The sequence below is a fragment of the Streptomyces sp. NPDC052020 genome (assembly GCF_040680575.1).
In the GTDB taxonomy this organism is placed as follows: domain Bacteria; phylum Actinomycetota; class Actinomycetes; order Streptomycetales; family Streptomycetaceae; genus Streptomyces.
Genome location: NZ_JBFAWY010000017.1, coordinates 19,299 through 39,904 on the forward strand (window position 1 = coordinate 19,299; position 20,606 = coordinate 39,904).

14 protein-coding genes and 1 pseudogene are annotated in these 20,606 nt (G+C 72.2%); 8 read left to right on the forward strand and 7 right to left on the reverse strand.

The genetic code is table 11. The features are described from left to right. Positions 1 to 60: 60 nt before the first annotated feature. Both AB0L74_RS19235 and AB0L74_RS19240 read right to left on the reverse strand, forming a co-directional pair. Positions 61 to 3,363, reverse strand: coding sequence for a type 2 lanthipeptide synthetase LanM family protein (locus AB0L74_RS19235; RefSeq protein WP_365653233.1), 3,303 nt, complete (start codon positions 3,361 to 3,363; stop codon positions 61 to 63). 121 nt (positions 3,364 to 3,484) lie between these two features. Continuing rightward, the gene (locus AB0L74_RS19240) at positions 3,485 to 3,700 is read right to left on the reverse strand and encodes a mersacidin/lichenicidin family type 2 lantibiotic (protein WP_365653236.1); all 216 of its coding nucleotides are present in this window, start codon (positions 3,698 to 3,700) and stop codon (positions 3,485 to 3,487) included. Positions 3,701 to 3,937: 237 nt separating this feature from the next. Here AB0L74_RS19240 and AB0L74_RS19245 point away from each other — a divergent pair, with 237 nt between their 5' ends. Next, positions 3,938 to 6,100: a peptidase domain-containing ABC transporter gene (locus AB0L74_RS19245; protein ID WP_365653239.1), complete on the forward strand. Its 2,163-nt coding sequence runs from the start codon at positions 3,938 to 3,940 to the stop codon at positions 6,098 to 6,100. A 122-nt stretch (positions 6,101 to 6,222) separates the two neighbouring features. On the opposite strand, the gene AB0L74_RS19250 is transcribed toward AB0L74_RS19245, so the two are convergent. From AB0L74_RS19250 to AB0L74_RS19260, 3 genes are all read right to left on the reverse strand, one after another. Further along, positions 6,223 to 7,839 (reverse strand): MDR family MFS transporter, encoded by a 1,617-nt coding sequence (locus AB0L74_RS19250; protein ID WP_365653243.1) that lies wholly within the window; start codon positions 7,837 to 7,839, stop codon positions 6,223 to 6,225. Positions 7,840 to 7,926: 87 nt separating this feature from the next. Next, positions 7,927 to 9,135: a glycosyltransferase gene (locus AB0L74_RS19255; RefSeq protein WP_365653246.1), complete on the reverse strand. Its 1,209-nt coding sequence runs from the start codon at positions 9,133 to 9,135 to the stop codon at positions 7,927 to 7,929. Positions 9,136 to 9,355: 220 nt separating this feature from the next. Then, complete coding sequence (locus AB0L74_RS19260; protein ID WP_365653249.1) at positions 9,356 to 10,678, reverse strand: UDP-glucose/GDP-mannose dehydrogenase family protein; 1,323 nt, start codon at positions 10,676 to 10,678, stop codon at positions 9,356 to 9,358. 262 nt (positions 10,679 to 10,940) lie between these two features. Between AB0L74_RS19260 and AB0L74_RS19265 the strand changes: the two genes are divergently transcribed. The 3 genes from AB0L74_RS19265 (at position 10,941) to AB0L74_RS19275 (ending at position 14,182) form a co-directional block, all read left to right on the forward strand. Next, positions 10,941 to 11,606, forward strand: a complete 666-nt coding sequence (locus AB0L74_RS19265) for a TetR/AcrR family transcriptional regulator (RefSeq protein WP_365653252.1) — start codon at positions 10,941 to 10,943, stop codon at positions 11,604 to 11,606. Positions 11,607 to 12,056: 450 nt separating this feature from the next. Next, positions 12,057 to 13,604 (forward strand): MFS transporter, encoded by a 1,548-nt coding sequence (locus AB0L74_RS19270; protein WP_365653254.1) that lies wholly within the window; start codon positions 12,057 to 12,059, stop codon positions 13,602 to 13,604. A 5-nt stretch (positions 13,605 to 13,609) separates the two neighbouring features. Continuing rightward, complete coding sequence (locus tag AB0L74_RS19275) at positions 13,610 to 14,182, forward strand: TetR family transcriptional regulator (RefSeq protein ID WP_365653511.1); 573 nt, start codon at positions 13,610 to 13,612, stop codon at positions 14,180 to 14,182. A 494-nt stretch (positions 14,183 to 14,676) separates the two neighbouring features. Here the strand turns inward: AB0L74_RS19275 and AB0L74_RS19280 are convergent, their stop codons facing one another. After that, on the reverse strand, positions 14,677 to 15,024 hold the full coding sequence (locus AB0L74_RS19280; protein WP_365653257.1) for a CU044_2847 family protein: 348 nt from the start codon (positions 15,022 to 15,024) through the stop codon (positions 14,677 to 14,679). 402 nt (positions 15,025 to 15,426) lie between these two features. Here AB0L74_RS19280 and AB0L74_RS19285 point away from each other — a divergent pair, with 402 nt between their 5' ends. From AB0L74_RS19285 to AB0L74_RS19300, 4 genes are all read left to right on the forward strand, one after another. Then, a complete protein-coding gene (locus tag AB0L74_RS19285) occupies positions 15,427 to 15,582 on the forward strand; it encodes a hypothetical protein (protein ID WP_365653259.1) in 156 nt (51 codons plus the stop codon). Positions 15,583 to 15,687: 105 nt separating this feature from the next. Further along, positions 15,688 to 15,945 carry a GMC oxidoreductase gene (locus tag AB0L74_RS19290; protein ID WP_365653262.1) on the forward strand — a complete coding sequence of 86 codons (258 nt, stop codon included), beginning with the start codon at positions 15,688 to 15,690 and terminating at the stop codon, positions 15,943 to 15,945. A gap of 51 nt (positions 15,946 to 15,996) precedes the next feature. After that, positions 15,997 to 17,850, forward strand: coding sequence for a peroxidase family protein (locus tag AB0L74_RS19295; RefSeq protein ID WP_365653265.1), 1,854 nt, complete (start codon positions 15,997 to 15,999; stop codon positions 17,848 to 17,850). A gap of 1 nt (position 17,851) precedes the next feature. Beyond that, positions 17,852 to 19,897, forward strand: coding sequence for a serine protease (locus AB0L74_RS19300; protein WP_365653269.1), 2,046 nt, complete (start codon positions 17,852 to 17,854; stop codon positions 19,895 to 19,897). A 291-nt stretch (positions 19,898 to 20,188) separates the two neighbouring features. Here the strand turns inward: AB0L74_RS19300 and AB0L74_RS19305 are convergent. Continuing rightward, a pseudogene (locus tag AB0L74_RS19305) lies at positions 20,189 to 20,606 on the reverse strand (chitinase); the annotation flags it as partial.

Here is a 20,606-nt window from a genome sequence, read left to right on the forward strand (position 1 = left end):
CGGCAGGACGGCCGCTGGGCGGTCCGCTCCGGACGGCACCCTCACTCCCCCGGGCGGCGGTCACCGACCGCCCTCCCGTCCCTCCCGTACGACCGGTGCCGCGAGGGTGAGGACCTCGGGTACCCGGCCGGGTGCGGCCGCCCGCAACAGGCCGTACCCGATCCCGGCCGTGCCCGTCATCAGCCCGGGTGTGGTCACTCCCATCGGCACACCGGGACGGACGTCCCCAGCCAGTGCCCTGTCGGCCACGGCGCGCGCCACGCGAGGACCGAGCACGTCGCCCTCCTCCCAGCCCGGACCGGCCGCGAGCAGCGCCGCCACCAGTCCCATGTCCCCATGACACAGCGAATCGTTGCCGAGCCCCGTGTAGACGCCGTCACGCGCCAGGTCACCACGGACGGTGTCCGTCGCGACGCGCAGGTCGTCGGCGAGGATCCCGCGCACGCCCGCGAGAGCGTCGACGCCGAGCAGCTCCGCCCGTGCCAGCCCGATTCCCGCGGCACCGTGGCACCAGGCGTTCATGAACGATCCCTCGGGCACGATGCTGCGCAGATCCGGCCAGTTGCCCCGGTCGGGGGCCAGACGGTGCCGTTCGAACGAGACCGCCTTCTCGCACAACCGGTAAAGGTGCTCCTCCCCGGTCACCTCGGCGATCCGCGCGAGCGCGAGGGCGAAGCCGCTCGCTCCGTGGGACATGCCCAGCAACGGCCGGTCCGGGTCGACCGCCGTACACCAGGCCGCTCCGCCGCTCACGTCCGTGGCCGCCTTGGCCAGCACACCGCCCGCGACCCGCAGCGCGTCCGCCACACGCTCGTCCGGGTGCGTGCGGTGCAGCGCGGCCAGCGCCAGTGCCGCCCCGGCGGTTCCCTGCACCATGTCGAGTTCCCGGTCGTCCGCGAACCGTCCCGCCAGCTCGGGCACGAGCGCACGGGCCGCATCGAGCAGTGCGGACTCGTCCCACAGGACGGCCAGATGCGTGAGCGTGTAGACCACGCCTCCCAGATCGCCGAACCCGCCGATGCTCAACGCGATACGGGACCGGGCCGTCCGCTCCGGGCTGGTCAGCGAGTCGGCGAGTTGCCCGGCGATCCGTTCCGCCACGGCCCGGTACCGTCGCTCGCCAGTCAGCGAGGACAGGTATGCCAGGAAGAGCGCGATACCGCTCACGCCATCGTAGAGGCTGATCCCGGCCGGTCCGGCCCGCCAGTAGCGCTCCCCGACGATGTTGAGCGACAGCCAGTGCGGCGGCTGGTCGTCCGTGCCGTGCACCGCGGTGGTGAGCAGGCCGTCCGCGAGGGCGGCCGCGGCCCGCAGCGCGTGGCCGATGTCGAGCGGCTGCCCGGGCAGCTCGCGCGCCGGGGCGACGGGCCCGGTCTGCGTGCCGAACGTCAGTCCCGTCAGTGAGGCCTCGATGCACCACTTCTGGCGGCGCAGATCGTCGGCTCCCATCCGGCGTACCTTGGCGTGGACGGCGTCCATCCCGGAGACCGACAGGAACTCCCGGACGACGAGGCCGTCGTGGTCGTGCAGGTCCGTCGCACCGGGTGTGGTGCGGAAGGCCGGCACGTCGAGACCGGCCAGTTGCCGCTGCTCACTGGTGAGCAGTCCGATCCGGCCGTCGATCCCCGGGTGCCCGCCCGCCAGGCCGGTTTCGAGTACGTACTCCCAGTCCAGCGAGTCCCTCAGCACGTCCGGATGCATCGACTCCGTCAGGATGCGGCTGTAGACGGACGTCGGCCGGGGCACATGGCGAACGGCGTCGGCGCCGAAGGCCGCGATCGGTCCGTCCGCGGCGAGCAGCGCGTCCCGTTCGCGCGTGATGAGCCGGTAGGCGCACTCGAAGCCCTCCAGCAAGGGCTCCCGGTACCGCAGTGGATCGAGGGGGGCTCCGGCCAGTGTGGCCCGATTGGCCGTGCCCGCGATCGGCATCCGCTCGCGGACGAGCCGCATCGCGTCGGTACCCTGGGCCGTGTAGGCCGGCAGCACGCTCGGCGAGAGCTGGCCGTCGCCCCCCGCGAGGCCGCTGATCTCCGCGTCCCGCCAGCCGGAGTCGTCCACCTCGATGATCCGCTCGGGCAGCAGTCCCGTGCCCAGAACGGATTCGTTGAGGAGGTCGGGCACCGCGCCGATGATCCGCAGCACCGGGTCCGGCTCGGCACGCAGCCGGCCGACGAAGGTCGCCTCGAGGTCCACGAAGACCGGGTGCTCACCCGCCGCGATCAGGTTCTGCAGGTGCAGGTCCGCGCCGCAGATGGCGTGGAACACGGCCAGACAGGCGCCTTGACGCCAGAAGAATCGGCCGGCCTCCTCCGTCGTGGCGCACGGCTCGGCGGCCACGTGCTCCACCCAGCCGTAGCCCGGCCGGGCCAGCACGGCCAGGGTCCGCAGCGGGTGGCGCATGCCCCAGCCGTTCAGCCGGCGCAGAAGCTCGTTGAAGTGCAGCTCCACGTCGACCGGGCGCGGCTTGTAGACGAGCCTGGCCCCGTCGGACAGCGTGAGGAGCGCGACCGACCGGCCTCCGTCATGGGTGTCACCGGCACCGAACGTGATGTCCGTCAGGTCCTCCAGGCCCTGCCACGAGCCGTCGAACAGCGTGCGCAGCCGGGGCAGGTCCGCCAGGAAGCGCTCGGCGAACTCGGCTCTCACGTCGACCCAGTTCCGCACCGAGGTGACCAGCAACCGGGCCAGCACGGGGTACTCGGAGAGCAGGGCCAGCGCCTGTGCGGGATCGCGGATCCCCTCCATGAACGACGCGAACCGCTCCTCGGGCGTGTCCCCCTCCAGGTTCCCCGTGACCCTGGCCACGTTGAGCTCCAGGACCAGTACCCGGGACAGCATCCCCGAAAGCGCCTCCACAGGGGGTGTCAGGACCGGGTGGTCCGGCGGCAGGCCCGGCACCCGGCGCCGCAGTTCGTTCCGCGCCCAGCGCAGCAGCGGTACCGCCAGCTCGGCCGGCCCCAGCCCGGGCGGGTGGTCGTGCTCGTGCCCGCCGTGGCCATGGGCGCCCACCGCGATCCGGCCGTGCGTTTCGACGTCGTTCCCCGCGTGGAACCGCCACGCCTCTTCGATCACCGTCAGCCAGTCGGGCCTGGGCAGGCGTGCGGCGAGCGACTCCGCGGGCTCGCCGAGCAGGGTGACCAGTTCCTCCTCGCCGACGCCCGTCGCTGACCAGCGTTCCAGGTAGTCCGCCTCGGTCCGGGGGCTCCCTCCGGAGAAGAGGATGCCGCTGCGCCACAGATCGAGACGGCGCAGTCCGTGCGCCCGCTGTTCCGGGGTGATGCCGACCGCCGCGTCACGCCGGTGGTGCAGGGGCACGCCCCGCCACCACGTCACCGAGTCCAGTATCTCCCGTTGGCTGTCCATGAGCCCTTCCTTGAGGTCGGTTGCTGGCCGTCGGGGCGGCGCTCCTCGTGCCCGTTCCGGCGCGGACACCGGGTCCGCGCCGGAACGGATCATGATCGCCGCATAAGCCGACGAGCCGGGGTCAGGCGCAGAGCCAGTCGCAGGTGAAGCAGGTGCGGCAGGTCTTGTGCCCGCAGGTCACCCAGGTGTCGGTGATGCCGCCGCCGACGACGTTGTCCAGCCGGTGGTCGGCGATCTCGATGACGCCTGCCGGGTGGTCCGGCAGCGCGCTGAGCTCCTCGGCGCTCAGCGAGGCGCGGAAGAGCGGGTTCTTCCATGCCCTGGTGATCTGATCCACGATTCCTCCCTTGATGTGACCATGACGTACTGATCTCGCGTCACCTCGGCCTCGGTCGGCCCGGCGTGACAAGGCCATCGTTGCGGCGGGGGGCTGGACGAAACCTTGGGGAAACCTTGGTCACCCGCCGCGGGGCGGTGTCCGCGCTGCTCCGGGGGCCGTGAACCGGCAGTGAACCGGCGGCGAACCGCCGTACCGCACGCTGCCGGGGCAGAGGACACGGACGAAGGGAGAGGTATGAGCGGCAGGCGGGTGGCACGGGTGCCGTACGTCGCGCAGCTGAGCGAGGCGGAGTGCGGACCGGCGTGCCTGGCGATGGTGCTCGGCGCGTACGGCCGCAGGACCGCTCTGCGCGACCTGCGGACGCAGTTCGGCGTGGCACGCGACGGAGCCAGCGCCCGCCGGATCCTTGAGGTCGCTCGCGCCCACGGTCTGCAAGCGCGCGGTCTCCAGGTACCGGCGGACGCGATCGGTTCCGTGCGGATGCCCGTCATAGCGCACTGGGACGGCGGCCACTTCGTCGTGGTGCGGCGGGCCGGGCGCGGCAGAGTGCATGTGCTCGACCCCGCCGAGGGGCGGGCGGCGCTGTCCCACGAGGAGTTCCGCGGGCGGTTCACCGGCACCTTGCTGGAGTTCACGCCGGGCACGGCGTTCACCCGGCGGCGCGGGGGAACGCGGTCGTGGCCGTTGCGACTCGCACGGGACGTGCTGCGGATGGCTCCGAGGTGGGTCGTACTGGCGATCGTGCTCTCGGCGGTCGTTCAGGTCCTCGCCCTTGGCTCGGCACTGCTGACCAAGTACGGCATCGACACGCTCATCGGTGAACGCGCCGACACCCTCACGCCGTTCGCCCTGGGCGTCGTGGGGTTCGTCCTCACGTACGCCCTCGTCGGCCTGGCCAGGACGGTGGCCCTGCTCGTCCTGCAGCAGCGGCTGGACGGCCTGCTCGGGGACAGGTTTATGACGCACCTGTTCCGCCTCCCGTTCGGGTACTTCCAGGCCCGCAGCAGCGGTGACCTGCTGGCCCGCCTCAACAGCAACACGGTCATCCGGGATCTGCTGACCTCACGAATGATCACCTTGGTGATCGACAGCGTCTTCGCCATCGGCTACCTGGCCGTGCTGGCTGTCATCAGTCCCTGGTACGCGCTGCTCGCGGCAGCGCTGGCCGCGACACAGGTCGCCGTCGTGGGGGCGACCGCGCGCCCGGCCAACGCGTTGGCCAAACGGGAACTGAGCGCGGAGGCCGCGACGCAGTCCGTCGCCGTGGACGCACTGCGCGGGGCGGAATTCGTGAAGAGCGCCGGGCTGGCCGAGCCCGTGCTCGACCGCTGGCGCGCGGCACTCGGGACCTACCTGCGGGCGGCGTTCCGCCGGCGCCGCCTCGACGCTGTGACCGACTCGCTCACCCTGCTGCTCCAGGTGGCGTCGCCGCTGCTGCTGCTCCTTCTCGGGATCGCCCAGACGCGCGCCGGAGCGATGACCATCGGCTCCATGGTCGCACTGAACGCGGTCGCAGCCGGCCTGCTCGCCCCGGTCTCGAACCTGGCCACGAGCATCCGGTACCTCCAGACGATAGGCGCTCACCTGGAGCGCATCCACGACGTGCTGGACGAACCGCCGGAGGAACGGGGCCGAGGAGCGATCACGCCGAACGGCCTGCGGGGCGGCGTGGAACTACGCGGGGTGGGATTCCGCTACGGGCAGGGACCGTGGATCCTGCGCGATCTGACGCTGCACGTCCCCGCCGGCGCGAAGGTGGCCGTCGTCGGGGCCAGTGGCTCCGGCAAGACGACGATGATCCGCCTGCTCGCGGGCTTGCTGCGGCCGACCGAGGGCCAAGTACTCCTGGACGGGCATGCCATCGAGGACTACGACGTGGAAAGCCTGCGACGCCGCTTCGGCATCGTGACGCAGGAGCCCCACGTCTTCGGTGGAACCATCCGGTCGAACCTGCTGCTCGGCCGGGGCCGGCTGTCCGACGAGACCCTCGTCGAGGCGCTGGAGCGGGCACGCCTCCTCGCAGACGTGCGCCGCATGCCGATGGGGCTGGACACCCACGTGTCGGAGGGAGGCAGCGCACTGTCCGGCGGACAGCGCCAGCGCCTGGCCATCGCCAGAGCGCTGCTGGCCGATCCCGACCTGCTCGTACTCGATGAGGCGACGAGTCACCTGGACGCCGTGACCGAAGCCGAACTGGCGGAAGAGCTGTCTGCGCGGGGGTGCACCAGGATCGTGGTCGCACACCGCATCAGCACCATCATGGACGCGGACGTGATCGTCGTCCTGGAGAACGGCCGTTTCGTGGAGTACGGCACCCACGACACCCTCATGCGCGCACAGGGCCGTTACGCCACCCTGGTGAACCGCCAGCTTCCCGCCCGGGTGCGCCCGGCGTGAAGGCCGCTGCCTCCGCCTCCATGGGGGACGGTCAGCGCCCGTCGGCGAGGCCCGGCACGGACGGTCCGACGGACCGCGCGGACCCGCCGCCCGGCGGGGCGCGGGCCCGCCGGACGGCAGGCTCACTCGTCGGCGAGCGTCAGGTCCGGGACCCGCCGGGCCGCGATCAGGAAGGCGACCAGGGCGACCGCGGCACCGGTGAGGAAGACCAGCCGCATCGAGGTGGCGTACCCCTCCAGGAACGGCAGCGCCGCGCCCCCGTCGAGTTCCCGCAGGAACGTCGAGTCCTCCAGGTCGACACCGCCGCCCGGGCGCAGGACATCCGCGAGGGCGTGGGCGTTGCCGGGTTCGGCCAGCAGCCGGCGGTACTCCGGGTCGCGGCGGGCCTCGGCCAGCCGCTCGGCTATGCGGCCGCCCGCCGTGGAGAACAGGATGGAGAGGAAGGCCGCGGTCCCCACGGTGCCGCCGTTGGAGCGGAAGAAGTTGACCGACGCCGTCGCCGCGCCCATGTCCGTACGGGGCACCTCGGACTGCGCGAGCGTGGTGAGCGTCTGCATCGACGCGCCGAGCCCCGCTCCCATCAGGGCCATGCCGAGGGCCGCGTGCCACAGCGGGCTGTCCACGCGCAGGGTCGCGAAGACGAGCATCGCGGCGGTGAACGAGCCGATACCGGCGACGAGATGGACCTTGAAGCGACCGGTGCGCGCGATCAGCCGGCCCACCAGCAGCGTCACGGCCAGATTCGCGGCGACCGTGGGAAGCGTGGCGAGTCCCGCCGTCATCGGGCTCATGCCGCGGACGATCTGGAGGTAGAGCGGCACCGTCGTCATCGCGCCGAACATGCCGACGCCGACCACGAAGTGCAGCCCGACCCCCAGCCGGAAGGCGCGGACACGGAACAGCCGCGGCGGCAGCAGCGCCGCCGCGCCCGTGCGGCGCTCCACCAGGACGAAGGCGACGAGTCCCAGCGCGCCCACGGCGTACATCAGCAGGGCCGGAAGCGAGCCCCACCCCCAGGTGCGGCCCTGCTCGGCGACGGTCAGCAACGGCACGGTCCCGACGGCCAGGGCGAGTGCTCCCGGGTAGTCGAGCCGGTGCCGCACCCGCTGGTGCGGGAACCGCAGGACGCGGACGATCGCCACGGCGGCCAAGGCGGCGAGCGGCACGTTGAGCAGGAAGATCCAGCGCCAGCCGGTGATGCCCAGCAGTGTGTCGTGGTCGGCGAGGGCGCCGCCCGCCAGCGGGCCGACGATGCTGGCGCCGCCGAACACGGCCATGAAGTAGCCCTGGTAGCGGCCTCGTTCGCGCGGCGTGGTGATGTCGGCGACGATCGTCATGGCCAGCGACATCAGCCCGCCCCCGCCGAGTCCTTGGACGGCCCGGAACGCCGCCAGTTCGTGGATCGACGTGGCACACGCGCACAGCAGCGAGCCGGCCGTGAACAGGCCGATCGCGGCCAGGTACACGGGCCGCCGGCCATGGATGTCGGAGAGCTTGCCGTACAGCGGGGTCGCGATGGTCGCGGTGATGAGGTACCCGGTGGTCGCCCACGCCTGCGCCGTCAGCCCGTGCAGGTCGTCGGCGATGGTCCGCAGCGCGGACGCGACCACCGTCTGGTCCAGCGCCCCCAGGAACATGCCCACCACCAGTCCGGACATGACCGTGGTGATCTGCCGGTGGCTGAGCCGCACGGGCGCGTCCCCGTCGGCGCTGTGCTGTCGGGTTGCCAAGGAGGTCACCTGTCGTTCTGGAGAGTGGGGCCCGGGGCGGGATGTCGGGGGCCGCGCCGATGCGGCGGCACGGACTCGGTGCGGCGGGACCGCGGGCTATCCGGCGATGCCCTCGAGGTCGGCGACCGCCTGCCCGATGTCCGGCAGCGACAGCATCGCCAGCTGGGCCGACCGGGCCCGGGCCCTGGGCGCGGGGTCGGCGAGCAGCGTTCGGCACATCTCGGCGATGCCCCGCGCGCTGCGGTCGGTGATGTGACCGCCCAGGCCCAGTTCCGCCACGCGTTCCGCGTTGGCGTGCTGGTCCCCGAAGTGCGGCAGCACCGCCAGCGGTGTGCCGGTGCGCAGCGCCTCGCGGACGCTGTTGAAGCCGCCGTGGGTGACGAACAGGTCCACCGACTCCAGCAGCAGCGGCTGCGGCACCCGCTCGGTGACGTGGACATGCCCGGGCAGGCCCGCGGCGTCCAGCGGGATCCCGGACGTCGACACGACCACGGTGCACTCCTCCAGTTCGGCCGCCGCCCCGACGATCGCCGCCAGGGTCTCGGCGGCGTCCGGCAGCTCCACCGGCAGCTGCGGTGCCCCTTGCGCGGTCTGCTCCCGCATCACCGGCAGGGCCGTGCCGATCCCGGCGTACACCAGGGGCCGGTCGGTGGGCAGTCCGGCGGCCCAGGGGGGCAGCGCCGCGTGCCGCTCGACGTCCACCGTCTGCCGGTACGACAACGCCGGCGGCAGATGCCGGGAGAAGGAGAAGGCGGGCGGTACGTAGTCGACGCGGCCGTGCGGCACCAAGGACAGCGGATCGTCCCGCTGCGGCAACCCGAGCTCCCCGCGCCGTTCGTTGAGGCCGGGCAGCACCTCGGCCGGCTCGATGATGTTGGAGAACCCGGAAGGCGTCGGCAACTGCGGCACCTCCAGCAGCTCGGCGGTGAGCACCGCGCCCATGTCCATGCCGTCCCGCAGGATCAGATCGGGGCGGACGTCACGGGCGAGGGGGCGGAGGATGTCCAGGTGCGGTTTGACGCCCGGTCCGGCCAGGGCCCGCATCATCATCCGCGTCAGCACCGGCGAGGAGAGGGACAGGTCGGCGCTGCCCCCGAGTTCGCCGAGGAACGGACCGAGCATGCCGACCGGGTCGAGATCCGGTAAAGCGGCGTTCACTTCCACGTCGTCGTCGCGGAAGACGGGAGCGAGGCCGTCGGTGGTGACCACCACCACCTGATGACCGGCTTCGGCGAGGACGCGCAGCAGGGGGAGCTGGGCGCGTCCGTGCGAGGGACTGCCGAGCGTGGTGCAGAGGATGCGCATGGGGGGTGGACCTTTCTCTCGTGGACGTTCGGCGGTGGCAGGCGAAGGGACGGCCGGGCGCGGACCCGGTCCAGCGGGCGCGGGGGCGGGCACGGCCGCGGCGGCCCCCGTCCGGGGCACCGGGACACCGGGGCACCGGGGCACCGGGGCGGATGAACGAAGGGCGGCGGCGCGCGATGTCAGGCGGCGACGGCCGGGACACCGGGCAGCCGGTCGCCCGTCACGCCACCCGTGCCGGTGCGCTCGCGCGTCCGATGCCCTGCCAGCTCAGCCCGGCCCGGGCGAGCCGGTCCGGGTCCAGCAGGTTGCGGAAGTCGTGGACCTCGCGGCCGGCCATGCGCGCGGCGATGGCCGCCCAGTCCAGATCGCGCAGTTGCGGCCACTCGGTGAGGACGACACAGGCCGCGGCCCCCTCCGCCGCCCGCACCGGGTCGTCGGCGAGTTCGGCCAGATCGCTCAGGTCGGGCTGCTCGTGGCACAACGCCGGGTCGTAGGCGGTGAGTTCGGCACCCCGCTCGCGCAGCAGCCGGGCGACGGCGAGCGCGGGCGAGTCGCGCAGGTCGCAGGTCCCGGCCTTGAACGTCAGGCCGTACAGGGCGAGTCGTACGCCGTGCAGCGAGCCGTCCCGGCCGCGCCCGCACGCGGCGGCGACACGTTCGACGAGCAGGCGCTGATGGGTGACGTTGGTGTCGATGGTGGCGCGCAGCAACGGGAAGTCGACCCCGGCCTGTTCGCACACGGTGAGCAGGGCATGGGTGTCCTTGGGCAGGCAGGAGCCGCCCCAGCCGGGGCCGGGTACCAGGAAGGAGGAGCCGATGCGCGGGTCGCGCCCGATGCCCTCGGTGACATCGCCGATGTCGGCGCCGAACCGCTCGCACACGGTGGCGAGGTTGTTGGCGAAGGACAGCTTCATCGCCAGGAAGAAGTTCGCCGCGTACTTGGTCAGTTCGGCGCTCGCCGGGTCGGTGAGCACCAGCGGCGCGTCCAGCGCGGCGTACAGGCCGGCCACCCGCCGGGCGGCGTCCCGCTCGGCGGCACCGATCACGATCCGGTCCGGGTGCAGGAAGTCGTGGACGGCGCGGCCCTCGCGCAGGAACTCCGGGTTGCTCACGACGGCCACGTCCGGCCGCCCGAGCAGGGCGGCGACGCGCTCGCAGGTGCCGACCGGCACGGTCGACTTGTCGACGACGACGCAGCCGGACGGCAGTACGTCGCGTATCTGCTCCGCGACGGCCTCCACGGCGGCGAGGTCGGCCGCGCCGCCCGCTCCCATGGGCGTGGGCAGGCACAGGAAGACCACCTCGGCGCCGGCGACGGCCGGCGCGGTGTCGCCGGTGAACTCCAGCCGGCCCGCCTCCAGGGCGTCCCGGACGGTCTCGGGCAGGCCGGGCTCCAGGATGTCCACCCGGCCCTCGCGCAGCCGCTCCACCTTGCGGGGGTCGGCGTCCGCGCACACCACCGCATGGCCCAGAGAGGCGAGGCAGGCACCGGTGGTCAGTCCCACATAGCCGGTTCCGACCACGGCGACACGTTGAGCAGGCACAGAAGATCACCATTTCCGGTCGATGGGACCCGCGCGACGGCCTCGGCGGCGCGCGGCGACCCGCGAGGGGCCGACCCGGCCGTACGGCCCCGGTGGCGGTAAGCAACCGAAGTCATCAATCGTTGACCTGTTCCAGGTATGGCATGGCGTGCGAATAGAAGTCAACGATGGGTGACAACGGTCGGTGACTTTGAGCCAGCCGCCACAGGCCGGAACATGGGCGGTTGGCGGGCGGGCCGCCTGACGATGGAGGTTTGGTGACGTGACGGGAGTACAGAACGACGAGGCGTCGAACGCGGTGGCCGACCGGTCCGCCCGCAGGCGCTCGGCCACGGCCACGCGCTCGGCGCTCAGAACCGCCGCGGCCTTCCGGTTCGGCAAGTACGGGTACGAGGGGACCAGCGTGCGCGACATCGCGGGGGACGTGGGCGTGGACGCGGCTCTCGTCTACCGCTACTTCGGCTCGAAGGAAGCGCTGTTCAACGACGTGACGGGTGCCGGCAAGATATTCGAGCCACTGCTTCAGGAGCCCGTCGAGGCGATACCCGACTGGCTCTGCGCCATGCTTCTGGGGACGCCGAAGGACGGGGAATTCCCCCACCCGGTGCTGTCGGTGCTGCGGTCGTCCGGCCGGGACGAGGCGGTGGCGCGGCTGCGGGCCGATTTCAGGGACGTGTTCTCCACGCGCCTGGCCGCGCGCCTCGGCGGTCCCGACGCCGAGCTGAGGGCGGAACTCCTGGCGGCCTGGATGCTCGGCACCAGCCTCGTGCTCACGGAGATCCGCCCCCCGGCCCTCAGGTCGGCACCGGACACCAAGCTGGAGAAGTACCTGCGGGCCGTCATCGAGACCCTCCTCGGCCTGACGGCGCAGCATGACGGGGGGATGCCGGAGACGGGCAACGGAGAGCGCGTCGCGAACGACCGCTGAACCGGCTCCGCGTGACACAGGCCGCCGGGTGTGCCGGGGCGGGAGAGGGAGCCGGTGAGCGGGAACGCGTCCGGGGTCCGCCCGGCTCGTCTGGGGTGTTCGCCGCAGGGTGCTCCTGGCGGGTGCGGCGGGCCTGTCCCGCCATTCACCTTCACAGGTCCGGTGTCCGGCTCCCGTGGGACGCCGGTCTGGGAAATGAGCTTGCCAGCACAGGGAAGCTGAGGTCGCCGAGGCGTGAGGCCGGCCGTCCGCGGGCCGTGGTCGGTCGAGGTCGCGGCCGTGATCCGTCGTGTCCTGCACCTGTCCACCTGTCCACCTGCCACCGAGGCTCCCCCGCGCCGAGGTGCGCACCGCCGGGGATCCCGCCCCCCGCGCTTCTCACTCGCTCCATATTGAACTACCGTACAAGTAGTACGGTAGTTCAACTACTGAGGGTGAGGTGTGGCGCGTATGGGACAGCCGGCGCGCGCCGGGTGGCGCGAGTGGACCGGTCTGGCGCTGCTGGCGCTGCCGACCATGCTGCTGGGACTCGATGTGACGGCGCTCTACCTCGTCGTTCCCAGCCTGGCCGAAGACCTGGATCCGTCCGCGACGGAGATGCTGTGGATCATGGATGCCTACGGCTTCTTCATCGCGGGCTTCCTGGTCACGATGGGAACGTTGGGCGACCGGATCGGACGGCGCCGGTTGCTGATGATCGGGGTGGCGGCATTCGGCGCGGCCTCGGTCTTCGCGGCCTTCGCTCCCAGCGCCCTGTGGCTGATCGTGGCGCGGGCCCTGCTCGGAGTGGCCGGCGCCACGCTCATGCCCTCGACGCTGTCGCTGATCAGCAACATGTTCACCGACGTCCGGCAGCGGGCGCTGGCGATCGGCGTGTGGGCGACCATGTTCGCCCTGGGGATGGCGGCGGGGCCGGTCGCGGGCGGGGCACTGGTCGCCGGCTTCTGGTGGGGTGCGGCCTTCCTCGTCGCCGTGCCGGTCGCCGTGCTGGTGCTCGTCGGCGCGCCGGCCCTGCTGCCGGAGTACCGGTCCCCCGCCGGCCGTCCCGACCTGCTGAGCGTGGCGCTGTCCCTCGCGGCGGTGCTGCCGGTCATCTACGCGATCAAGCATGCGGCCGCCCACGGCCTGGACCTCCGGGCATGGGCCGCTGTCCTCGTCGGCGGCGGCAGCGCGGTCGCGTTCGTCCGCCGTCAGCTGCGCCTGAGCGAGCCGCTGCTGGACATGCAGCTCTTCACCAGCCGGGCCTTCCGCGCGGCTCTGTCCGTCTTGTTGATCGGCCTGGTCGGTTTCGGCGGAGTGATGTTCCTGGTCACCCAGTACCTGCAACTGGTCGAGGGCCTCTCGCCGACGACGGCCGGGCTGTGGATGGGGCCGCCCGCCCTGGCCATGCTCATCGGCGCCATCGGTGCCCCGCTCCTGGCCGGCCGGGTGTCGCCCGGGGTCGTGATGTCGGCCACCTTGGCGCTGTCGCTCTCCGGGTACGCCCTGCTCGCTCTCGCGGGCACCGACAGCCGCACGGGTGTGATCACCGGATTCGCCTGCGTCTATCTCGGACTCGGGGTCATCGCCGCGCTCGGCACCGACATCGTCGTAGGTGCCGCACCGCCGGAGAGGTCCGGATCGGCGGCCGCCCTGTCCGAGACGGTTCAAGAACTCGGCATCGCGGCAGGCGTCGCCCTCCTGGGAACCCTCACCACCGTGATCTACCGGAGGGAGGTCGGGGCCCCGTCCGGGCTGTCCCCCTCCGCGGCCGGCACCTACAGCGACAGCCTTTCCGGAGCCTCGTCCCTCGCGCACCAGTTGCCGGCCGGGGCTCTCGACCCCGCACGAACCGCGTTCACCAGCGGACTCAACACCGCCGCGGTGGTGGCAGGGACCGCCATAATGGCTGCCGCGCTGGTCTGCTTCACGGAACTGCGGCACCTGAGGCCCCTCGGGGAAGCCGACCGTGAGGCGGTGCCGGCAGCCTCGACGAACAGGAGCGACGATGACCGGTGAGCAGGATGACGGCGGCTGAACACGACACCGTCGACGGGCGCAGGCTGCGCGGTCGGCGTCGCCGGGCCCAGATCATCGAGGCGACGCTCGCGATCGTCCGCCGCGACGGCGCCACCGGCGTCACCCACCGCGCCGTCGCCAAGGAGGCGGGGATCACCACCAGCCTGACCCTGTACTACTTCGCGACCCTGGACGACCTGCTGGTCGCCGCCCTGACCAGCGTCACGGACGAGTACACCCACCGCATCCGCCAACTCATCGAGTCCGAGGACGACCCACTCGACGGTCTCGCCCGGCTCATCGCCGAATCCGCCGGACCGGGCCGGGAGCGCGCACTGGCGGAACGGGAGCTGTCGACCCTGGCGGCACGCCGGCCCGCCCTGCGCCCCGTGGCACGGCGCTGGCGCGACAACGTCGCGGAACTGGCCCGGACACAGACCGACGACCCCGATGCGGTCGAAGCTGTGGTCGCCCTGTCCGACGGCCTGTGCGCGGCCATCCTCCTCGACGAGCACGAGGCCGACCCGGACCACATCCGCGCTGTCCTCGGCACAGCGCTCCAGCGGCCCCGAGCCTAGGTGTGCTGTCCGGACAGGTTGGTGACGGGCTGGCTGGTGTTTGGCCGCCGATGCCGGTGGGGGCCGGTGGTGGTCGCACCAGTCCAGCCAGTCGGGAAACGCTGCCCGCCGTTGGGCGCCAAACTCAAAAAGCCCTCGATTGTGGTGGGCATGCGGGGCCAACCGACTGATCCGGTAGATATGCCGTTCGTTCCCGCGGGGTCAAGTCACGGTTGATAGCGCGGCAGGTTTTCCTGATCGCTTCGGAGGGGCGTAGGAGGGTCACGTCCCAGAGCCGTGCGGTGTGGTCGGGTGGGGGAAAGCCAGCACAACCCTCTGCCCGGGGCCGGCTCCGGCCGCCGTGACGACGTGCGCGCAGGTGACCACGACCGCCTCGGCCACCAGGAACCCCGCCCCGGCCACCGTTCCGTCCGGCCCTAGAACCTGCGCCACCGCAGACGGCAGATCCACCGCACCGCCGCCGCCGGGCTTGCTGTCCCCGCTGGCCACCGGAGTCAGCCCGTGCTCCCGCCCGCAGGCGGGTGATCGGCGACCTCGTGCTGCCATGACATGGTCACCTTCAAATGGCAGCTGGCCTGGCTCTTGGTGATCACAGCCCCGGCCTCGAACGCGAGATCGACACCGAACTCGACGATGACCGCATCGGGGCGGGCCTCGCGCAACTGGCCGAGGGTGGCGCGCGCGGCTTCGGTGACCGGCTTCAGCGCCGTCTGCAGGGTCCCTGGCAACTCGCGCACGGCGTCACCGACGCGGCCGGCCTTCACCGGCCCGTCTCCCGGGGTCGGCTGCTCGACCAGAAGGAAACCCCCACCGTCCAGCGGAATCCGGGCCAGAGGTGCCACAACGCCTCCTCCGCCTCACGCACTCGTTGTCCGGACGCCACCAGCATCCGCAGGATCCGTCATATGCCGCACCCCCAGGCGATCCGTACGGGGGAGACCGCGTGGGGCCGGTCCGGGACCTCGGTTGCTGGAGCGTTCACAACAGCGCCCGGATGGCCACAGACCCCTCAGAACAAGCACCGTTGCCATACGAGGCCGACGGGTGAGGAGTGCGCGGCCGCCCGTGACGCCGCCGCGCGTCCTCGACATGCAGGTGAACGAGGCCTCTCCTAGCATGGTTTACGAAGTATTTCCAGCGCACTGTAAGGGATTCCCCGGTTTCCCTCTTCACGTTTCAACTTCTCGGGGCATGCGACGGCGGTTCTCCCCGTCGCGCGAGTCACCGCACCTTCAGGAGAGACCATGGCCGTGAAGCGTGCCCTCCCCCGTCCTGTCCCCGGGTACCCGCTCGCGGGCGTCCAGGTCGCCGTCTACGCCTTCCGGCTGTTCGGCACCCCTACGGTGCTGCTCGGTCTCGAACTGCCGACCCATCGCTGCGGGCGGCTCCGGGACGGCTGAACCTCGACGCGACGTGCGGCGCCGTGGGGTTCGCGCGCGGCGTGAACCGCGGGGCCGGCCCCGTGGTCCTCGGGGAACGGTGGTCCGGCGGGGCGGTCGGCGGCCATGAGGACGTACGCCGTTTCGTGCGGGACGAGGCCCCGCGGCCACCACGTGCCCTGCGCGTGCCGGATGGGGCGGGCGGACGGTCCCTCGGCCGTCGTCGACAGCGGCTTCGGGGGGCGCGGGGCGGAGCGGCCGCGGATCGCCGGCGCCCCGGTGTTCTTGTTCCCGCGCGTTCCCGGGTTCTTCGTCGCCGTCCCCGTCTACGTGATCAGCGAGAAGGCGAGCGAAGTGATCCCCGCCGCCCCGGCCCGCGCCTGAACCGGCCGGCCCGGCCACCCCGGCCGGCAGCAGCCACCAAGGAGTACCGCGATGACCCAGCACCGACGCGTCGAACGGCCGGCCACGGCCGGATACCGCGCCTCCCTTCCCTGGCGGATTGTCGGCGCCGGCGCCGAGTACGTCGACCGGCGCATCGGCTGGGACCGGCTGCCCGTCCTGCCGGGCCTGCTGACGCTGCTCGGACTACGCGTCAAGCTCCGGCAGAGGAATCTCTACGACACCGGCCACCTGCCCTCGGTGAATCCGCCCGCTCCCGCGCCCCCGTCCGGGAGCCACACGGTCGACCGGACCGCCGACGGCAGTCACAACGACCTCGACGACCCACGGATGGGCATGGCCGGCACCCGCTTCGGGCGGAACATCCCGCTGGACCGGATGGCCCCGGCCGCCCCCGAGGACGTGCTGTCCCGGCCCAGCCCCCGCGAGGTGAGCCGCGCCCTGCTCACCCGTGACGGCCTGATCGCGGCCGAGTCGGTCAACTCGCTGGTCTCCGCCTGGCTCCAGTTCATGATCCGCGACTGGTTCAGCCACGGGACGAGCCCCGTGGAGGAGCCCTGGGAAGTGCCGCTCATGGACGACGACCCCTGGCCGGAGCAGCCGATGCGTATCATGCGCACGCCGCAGGACCCGACCCGCGACCCGCAGGCGCCCGTCGGCACACCCGACACCCGGGTCAACTTCTCCTCCCACTGGTGGGACGCCTCGCAGATCTACGGCTCGAACGAGACCGAGCAGCGCCTCATGCGCACCGGCGAGCTGGGCCGGATCCATCTGTGGGATGACGGGCGGTCCCCGTTCCCCTCGGCCGCCTCCCGCGACCCCTCGCGCGTGCCCGGGTTCTGGTTGGGCCTGGCCCTGATGCAGACCCTGTTCGCCCGGGAGCACAACGCGATCTGCTGCCACCTGCACGACGTGTACCCGTCGTGGGGCGACGAGGAGCTGTTCCAGCGTGCCCGGCTGATCAACGCGGCGCTGCTCGCCAAGATCCACACGGTGGAGTGGACGCCGGCCGTGATCAGCCACCCCACGACCGTCAAGGCGCTGCGGGCCAACTGGTGGGGCATCGCGGGCGAGCGCGTGCACGACCTGTTCGGCCGGATCGGCCGGAGCGAGGTCCTCAGCGGCATCCCCGGCGGCGCGAGCGACCACTACGGCGTCCCGTACTCCCTCACCGAGGAGTTCGTCGCCGTCTACCGCATGCACCCGCTCGTCCGCGACGAGTGGCACCTGCGGTCCGCAGCCGACGACCGGACACTGCGGCACTGCACGCTGCGCGACATCTCCGGGCCCGGGGCGCTGAAGGTCATGGAGACCACCGGGACGGCCGACCTGCTCTACAGCTTCGGCACGCTCCACCCCGGCCTGGTCACCCTGCACAACTTCCCCCGGTTCCTCCAGGAGTTCGAGCGCCCGGACGGTCACCTACAGGACCTCGCCGCCACCGACATCCTGCGCTCCCGCGAGCTGGGCGTCCCGCGCTACAACGAGTTTCGTCGGCTGCTGCGGCTGAAGCCCGCGGCGAGCTTCGCCGACCTGACCGGCGATCCGGCGCGGGCGGAGCAGATCGAGCGGCTCTACGACGGCGACATCGAGAAGGTCGACCTCATGGTCGGGCTGTACGCGGAGAAGCCGCCGGCCGGGTTCGCGTTCAGCGACACCGCGTTCCGCATCTTCATCCTGATGGCCTCGCGCCGGCTGAACAGCGACCGCTTCTTCACCGACTATTACACGCCCGAGGTGTACTCCCGGGCCGGCATGGCGTGGATCGACGAGAACAGCATGATCACAGTGCTGCTGCGCCACCACCCGGAGCTGCGCCCGGCCCTCGCGGGCCTGACCAACGCCTTCGTGCCGTGGCACACCGCCCAGGGGACGGTGAGCTGAGGTGGCGGTCACCGACAGGACCCGCGAGCAGCGGGAACACCAACTCTTCGCGGCGGCCGCGCGGTATGGCGCGACCAGCGAGGAGCGCCGGGCGGTCGAGCGGCAGCGGGACGCCGGGGTGGCGTTCCCGGACTCGTACGACGCCCTTGCGGCGCGTGCCGCGCGGCTGCTCGACCAGCAGGCGGTGCCCGCCGCGATGGCGGTGGAGGCCGTCCGCGCCGAGCCGCTGAGCCCGTCCGCCGTGTACGAGCGCATCCTCGGCGTGTCCAAGGAGCTCCAGGCGTGGAGCTTCCTGCCGCGCGGCGCCCGGGCGGCACGGACGGTCGCCCGCGTCTCGGTGCGCGAGAACGGCCGCGAACTGCCCATCGGCACCGGCTTCCTCGTGTCACCGCGCCTGCTGCTGACCAACCACCACGTACTCCCCGACGCGGACGCCGCCCGGCAGGGCTTCGTGGAGTTCGAGGCGCAGGTCACCGTCGACAACACGCCGCAGACACCGACCCGGCTGGACCTCGACCCGGATGCCTTCTTCACGGCGGACGAACGCCTCGACTTCGCGCTGATGCGGGTCGCCTCGGGCCCCGACGGGCGCCCGCCCGGGGAGACATTCGGTTGGAACCGGCTCAGCGCCCAGCTGGGCAAGCTGGCCATCGGCGAGCTCGTCAACATCATCGGCCACCCGATGGGCCGGTTGAAGGAGATCGCCGTACGCGACAACATGCTCCAGGTACGCCTCGACGACTTCCTCCACTACCGGACCGACACCGAGCCGGGCAACTCGGGGTCTCCGGTCTACAACGACCAGTGGGAGGTCGTCGCCCTCCACCACAGCGGCGTGCCGAGGACCGACGACCGGGGCCGGGTCCTGCGCAGAGACGGGCAGGTGTGGCGGCCCGGGGACGGCGACGACGCCATCGACTGGGTGGCCAACGAGGGCGTCCGCATCAGCCGCGTCCTGCGGCACCTCGCCGCCCTGCCACTCGGCTCCCGCGAACGGGCGCTGCTGGCAGAGATGGGTCCCGAGTCCGGGTTGCAGGGCGCGGGGGCGTCGGTCGGCCAGATCACGGCTCCTGCTCCGGTCCCGTCCCCCGTCGCCGCCGGGTCGGGGCCGGCCGCCGAGCGGGCGGAAGCCAGGGCGGGGCTGCCGGGCCGGGCCGAGGCGTTCGGCGGCGACCGGCATCTGGTGTTCCTGCACGGCCGCGACCAGCAGGGCGAGATCCCCGGGCAGCTGCGCCGCGATTGGACGGCCGGACTCAACCAGGGACTGGTCCGCGCCGGGCTGCGCCCGCTCGACCCAGAGGACGTCTGGTTCCCCTACTACGGCGACAGGCTGGTGCGGGCCCTCGCCTCGCGCGAGGCCGTCCCCCGCGTCGTCGAGGCGTTTGCCCCCACGGCGGCGGACGTGACCGCCCCCACCGCCCCCACGACCCGCGCCGTCTACGAGGAGATCGTCGCCAACGCGGCCACGAAGTGGTATCTGCCGCCCGAGAGCCGGTCGGCCGCCGAACGGCTGGGCCCGGGAGGCCTGACCAGGGCCCTGCAACGGCAGCTGAGCTGGCTGGCCGCCCGCAGCGGCCTCGACGCGTGGGCCATCGCCCTGCTCTTCCGTGACGTGGCCGCCTACCTCGACGACCGGCGCGTCCGGGACGACGTCCTGGACTGCGTGCTGCGGACGATGCCGACGTCGGGAGAGGTGGTCCTCGTCAGCCATAGCCTGGGCACGGTCGTCGCCCTGGACCTCGTCACCCGGCTGTCCCCGGCGGTGAACGTCGTCCACCTCACGACGGCGGGCAGCCCCCTGGGCCTGAACAGCGTGTACGACAGGCTGCTCATCCGAGGTCCCCAGCGTCCCGACCAGGTGGCGGACTGGCTCAACGTGTGGTGCCCGGCCGATCCGGTAGCCATCGGCTGCCCGCTGGGCGACGACTGGGCGGACGGCCTGACGGACCTCACCGTCGTCAACCCCCACGACCGGGTTCACAAGATCAATGAGTACCTCTCCCACGCCGAGGTCGCCACGTCGATCGCTGGCTCTCTCCAGCGGTGAGCCGGTCACGGGCCTGAGGGGGTGCGGCCCGCCCGGCGTCCTTCAGGCGGCGCGCGTACCGGTTTCCGGTCACGTCAGCGTGACAGCGACGGGCTCTTCCCGCGGGCCGCGCAGGTGACGGCTGGGGCGCTCGGCCTCCGGCCGGCGGCTGCGTCACGGGGCCGCCCGCCGCGGACACGGCGGGGGCGGAGACGGCGAGCGGCCGCCAGGAGCGCGGTCACGGTGGCGCGTTCCGTGCCGGTCACGGTGGTCCTCGGCCGGGGGGCGTGGGCTGTTCTGGAATGGCCCGGATCAACGGCCCTGAAGGGCCCTGACGTTGTCGCCGAAGCTCCAGTTCTTCGAGCCGTCCCAGTTGATGGACCACGTCATGAGGCCCTTGAGGCTCGTGCCGTAGTGGTTCCACGCCTGGGCGACCTGGGACGAGGTCATGTGGCCGCCGCCGGCGCCCGGCTGGGCGGGCAGGCCCGGGACCTGCTTGTCGTAGGGCACCCGGACCGTCGTCCCCTGGATGACCAGGCCCTTGTTCAGGCAGTCGGTCTGCGCGGTGAAGCCCCGCACCGTACCGGCCGTGTAGGAGTCGCCGGAGCAGCCGTACATGCTGCCGTTGTAGTACTGCATGTTCAGCCACCACAGGCGGCCGTTGTCCGCGTACTTCTTGATGATCGGCAGGTACGCGCCCCAGATCGACCCGTAGACCACGCTGCCGCCA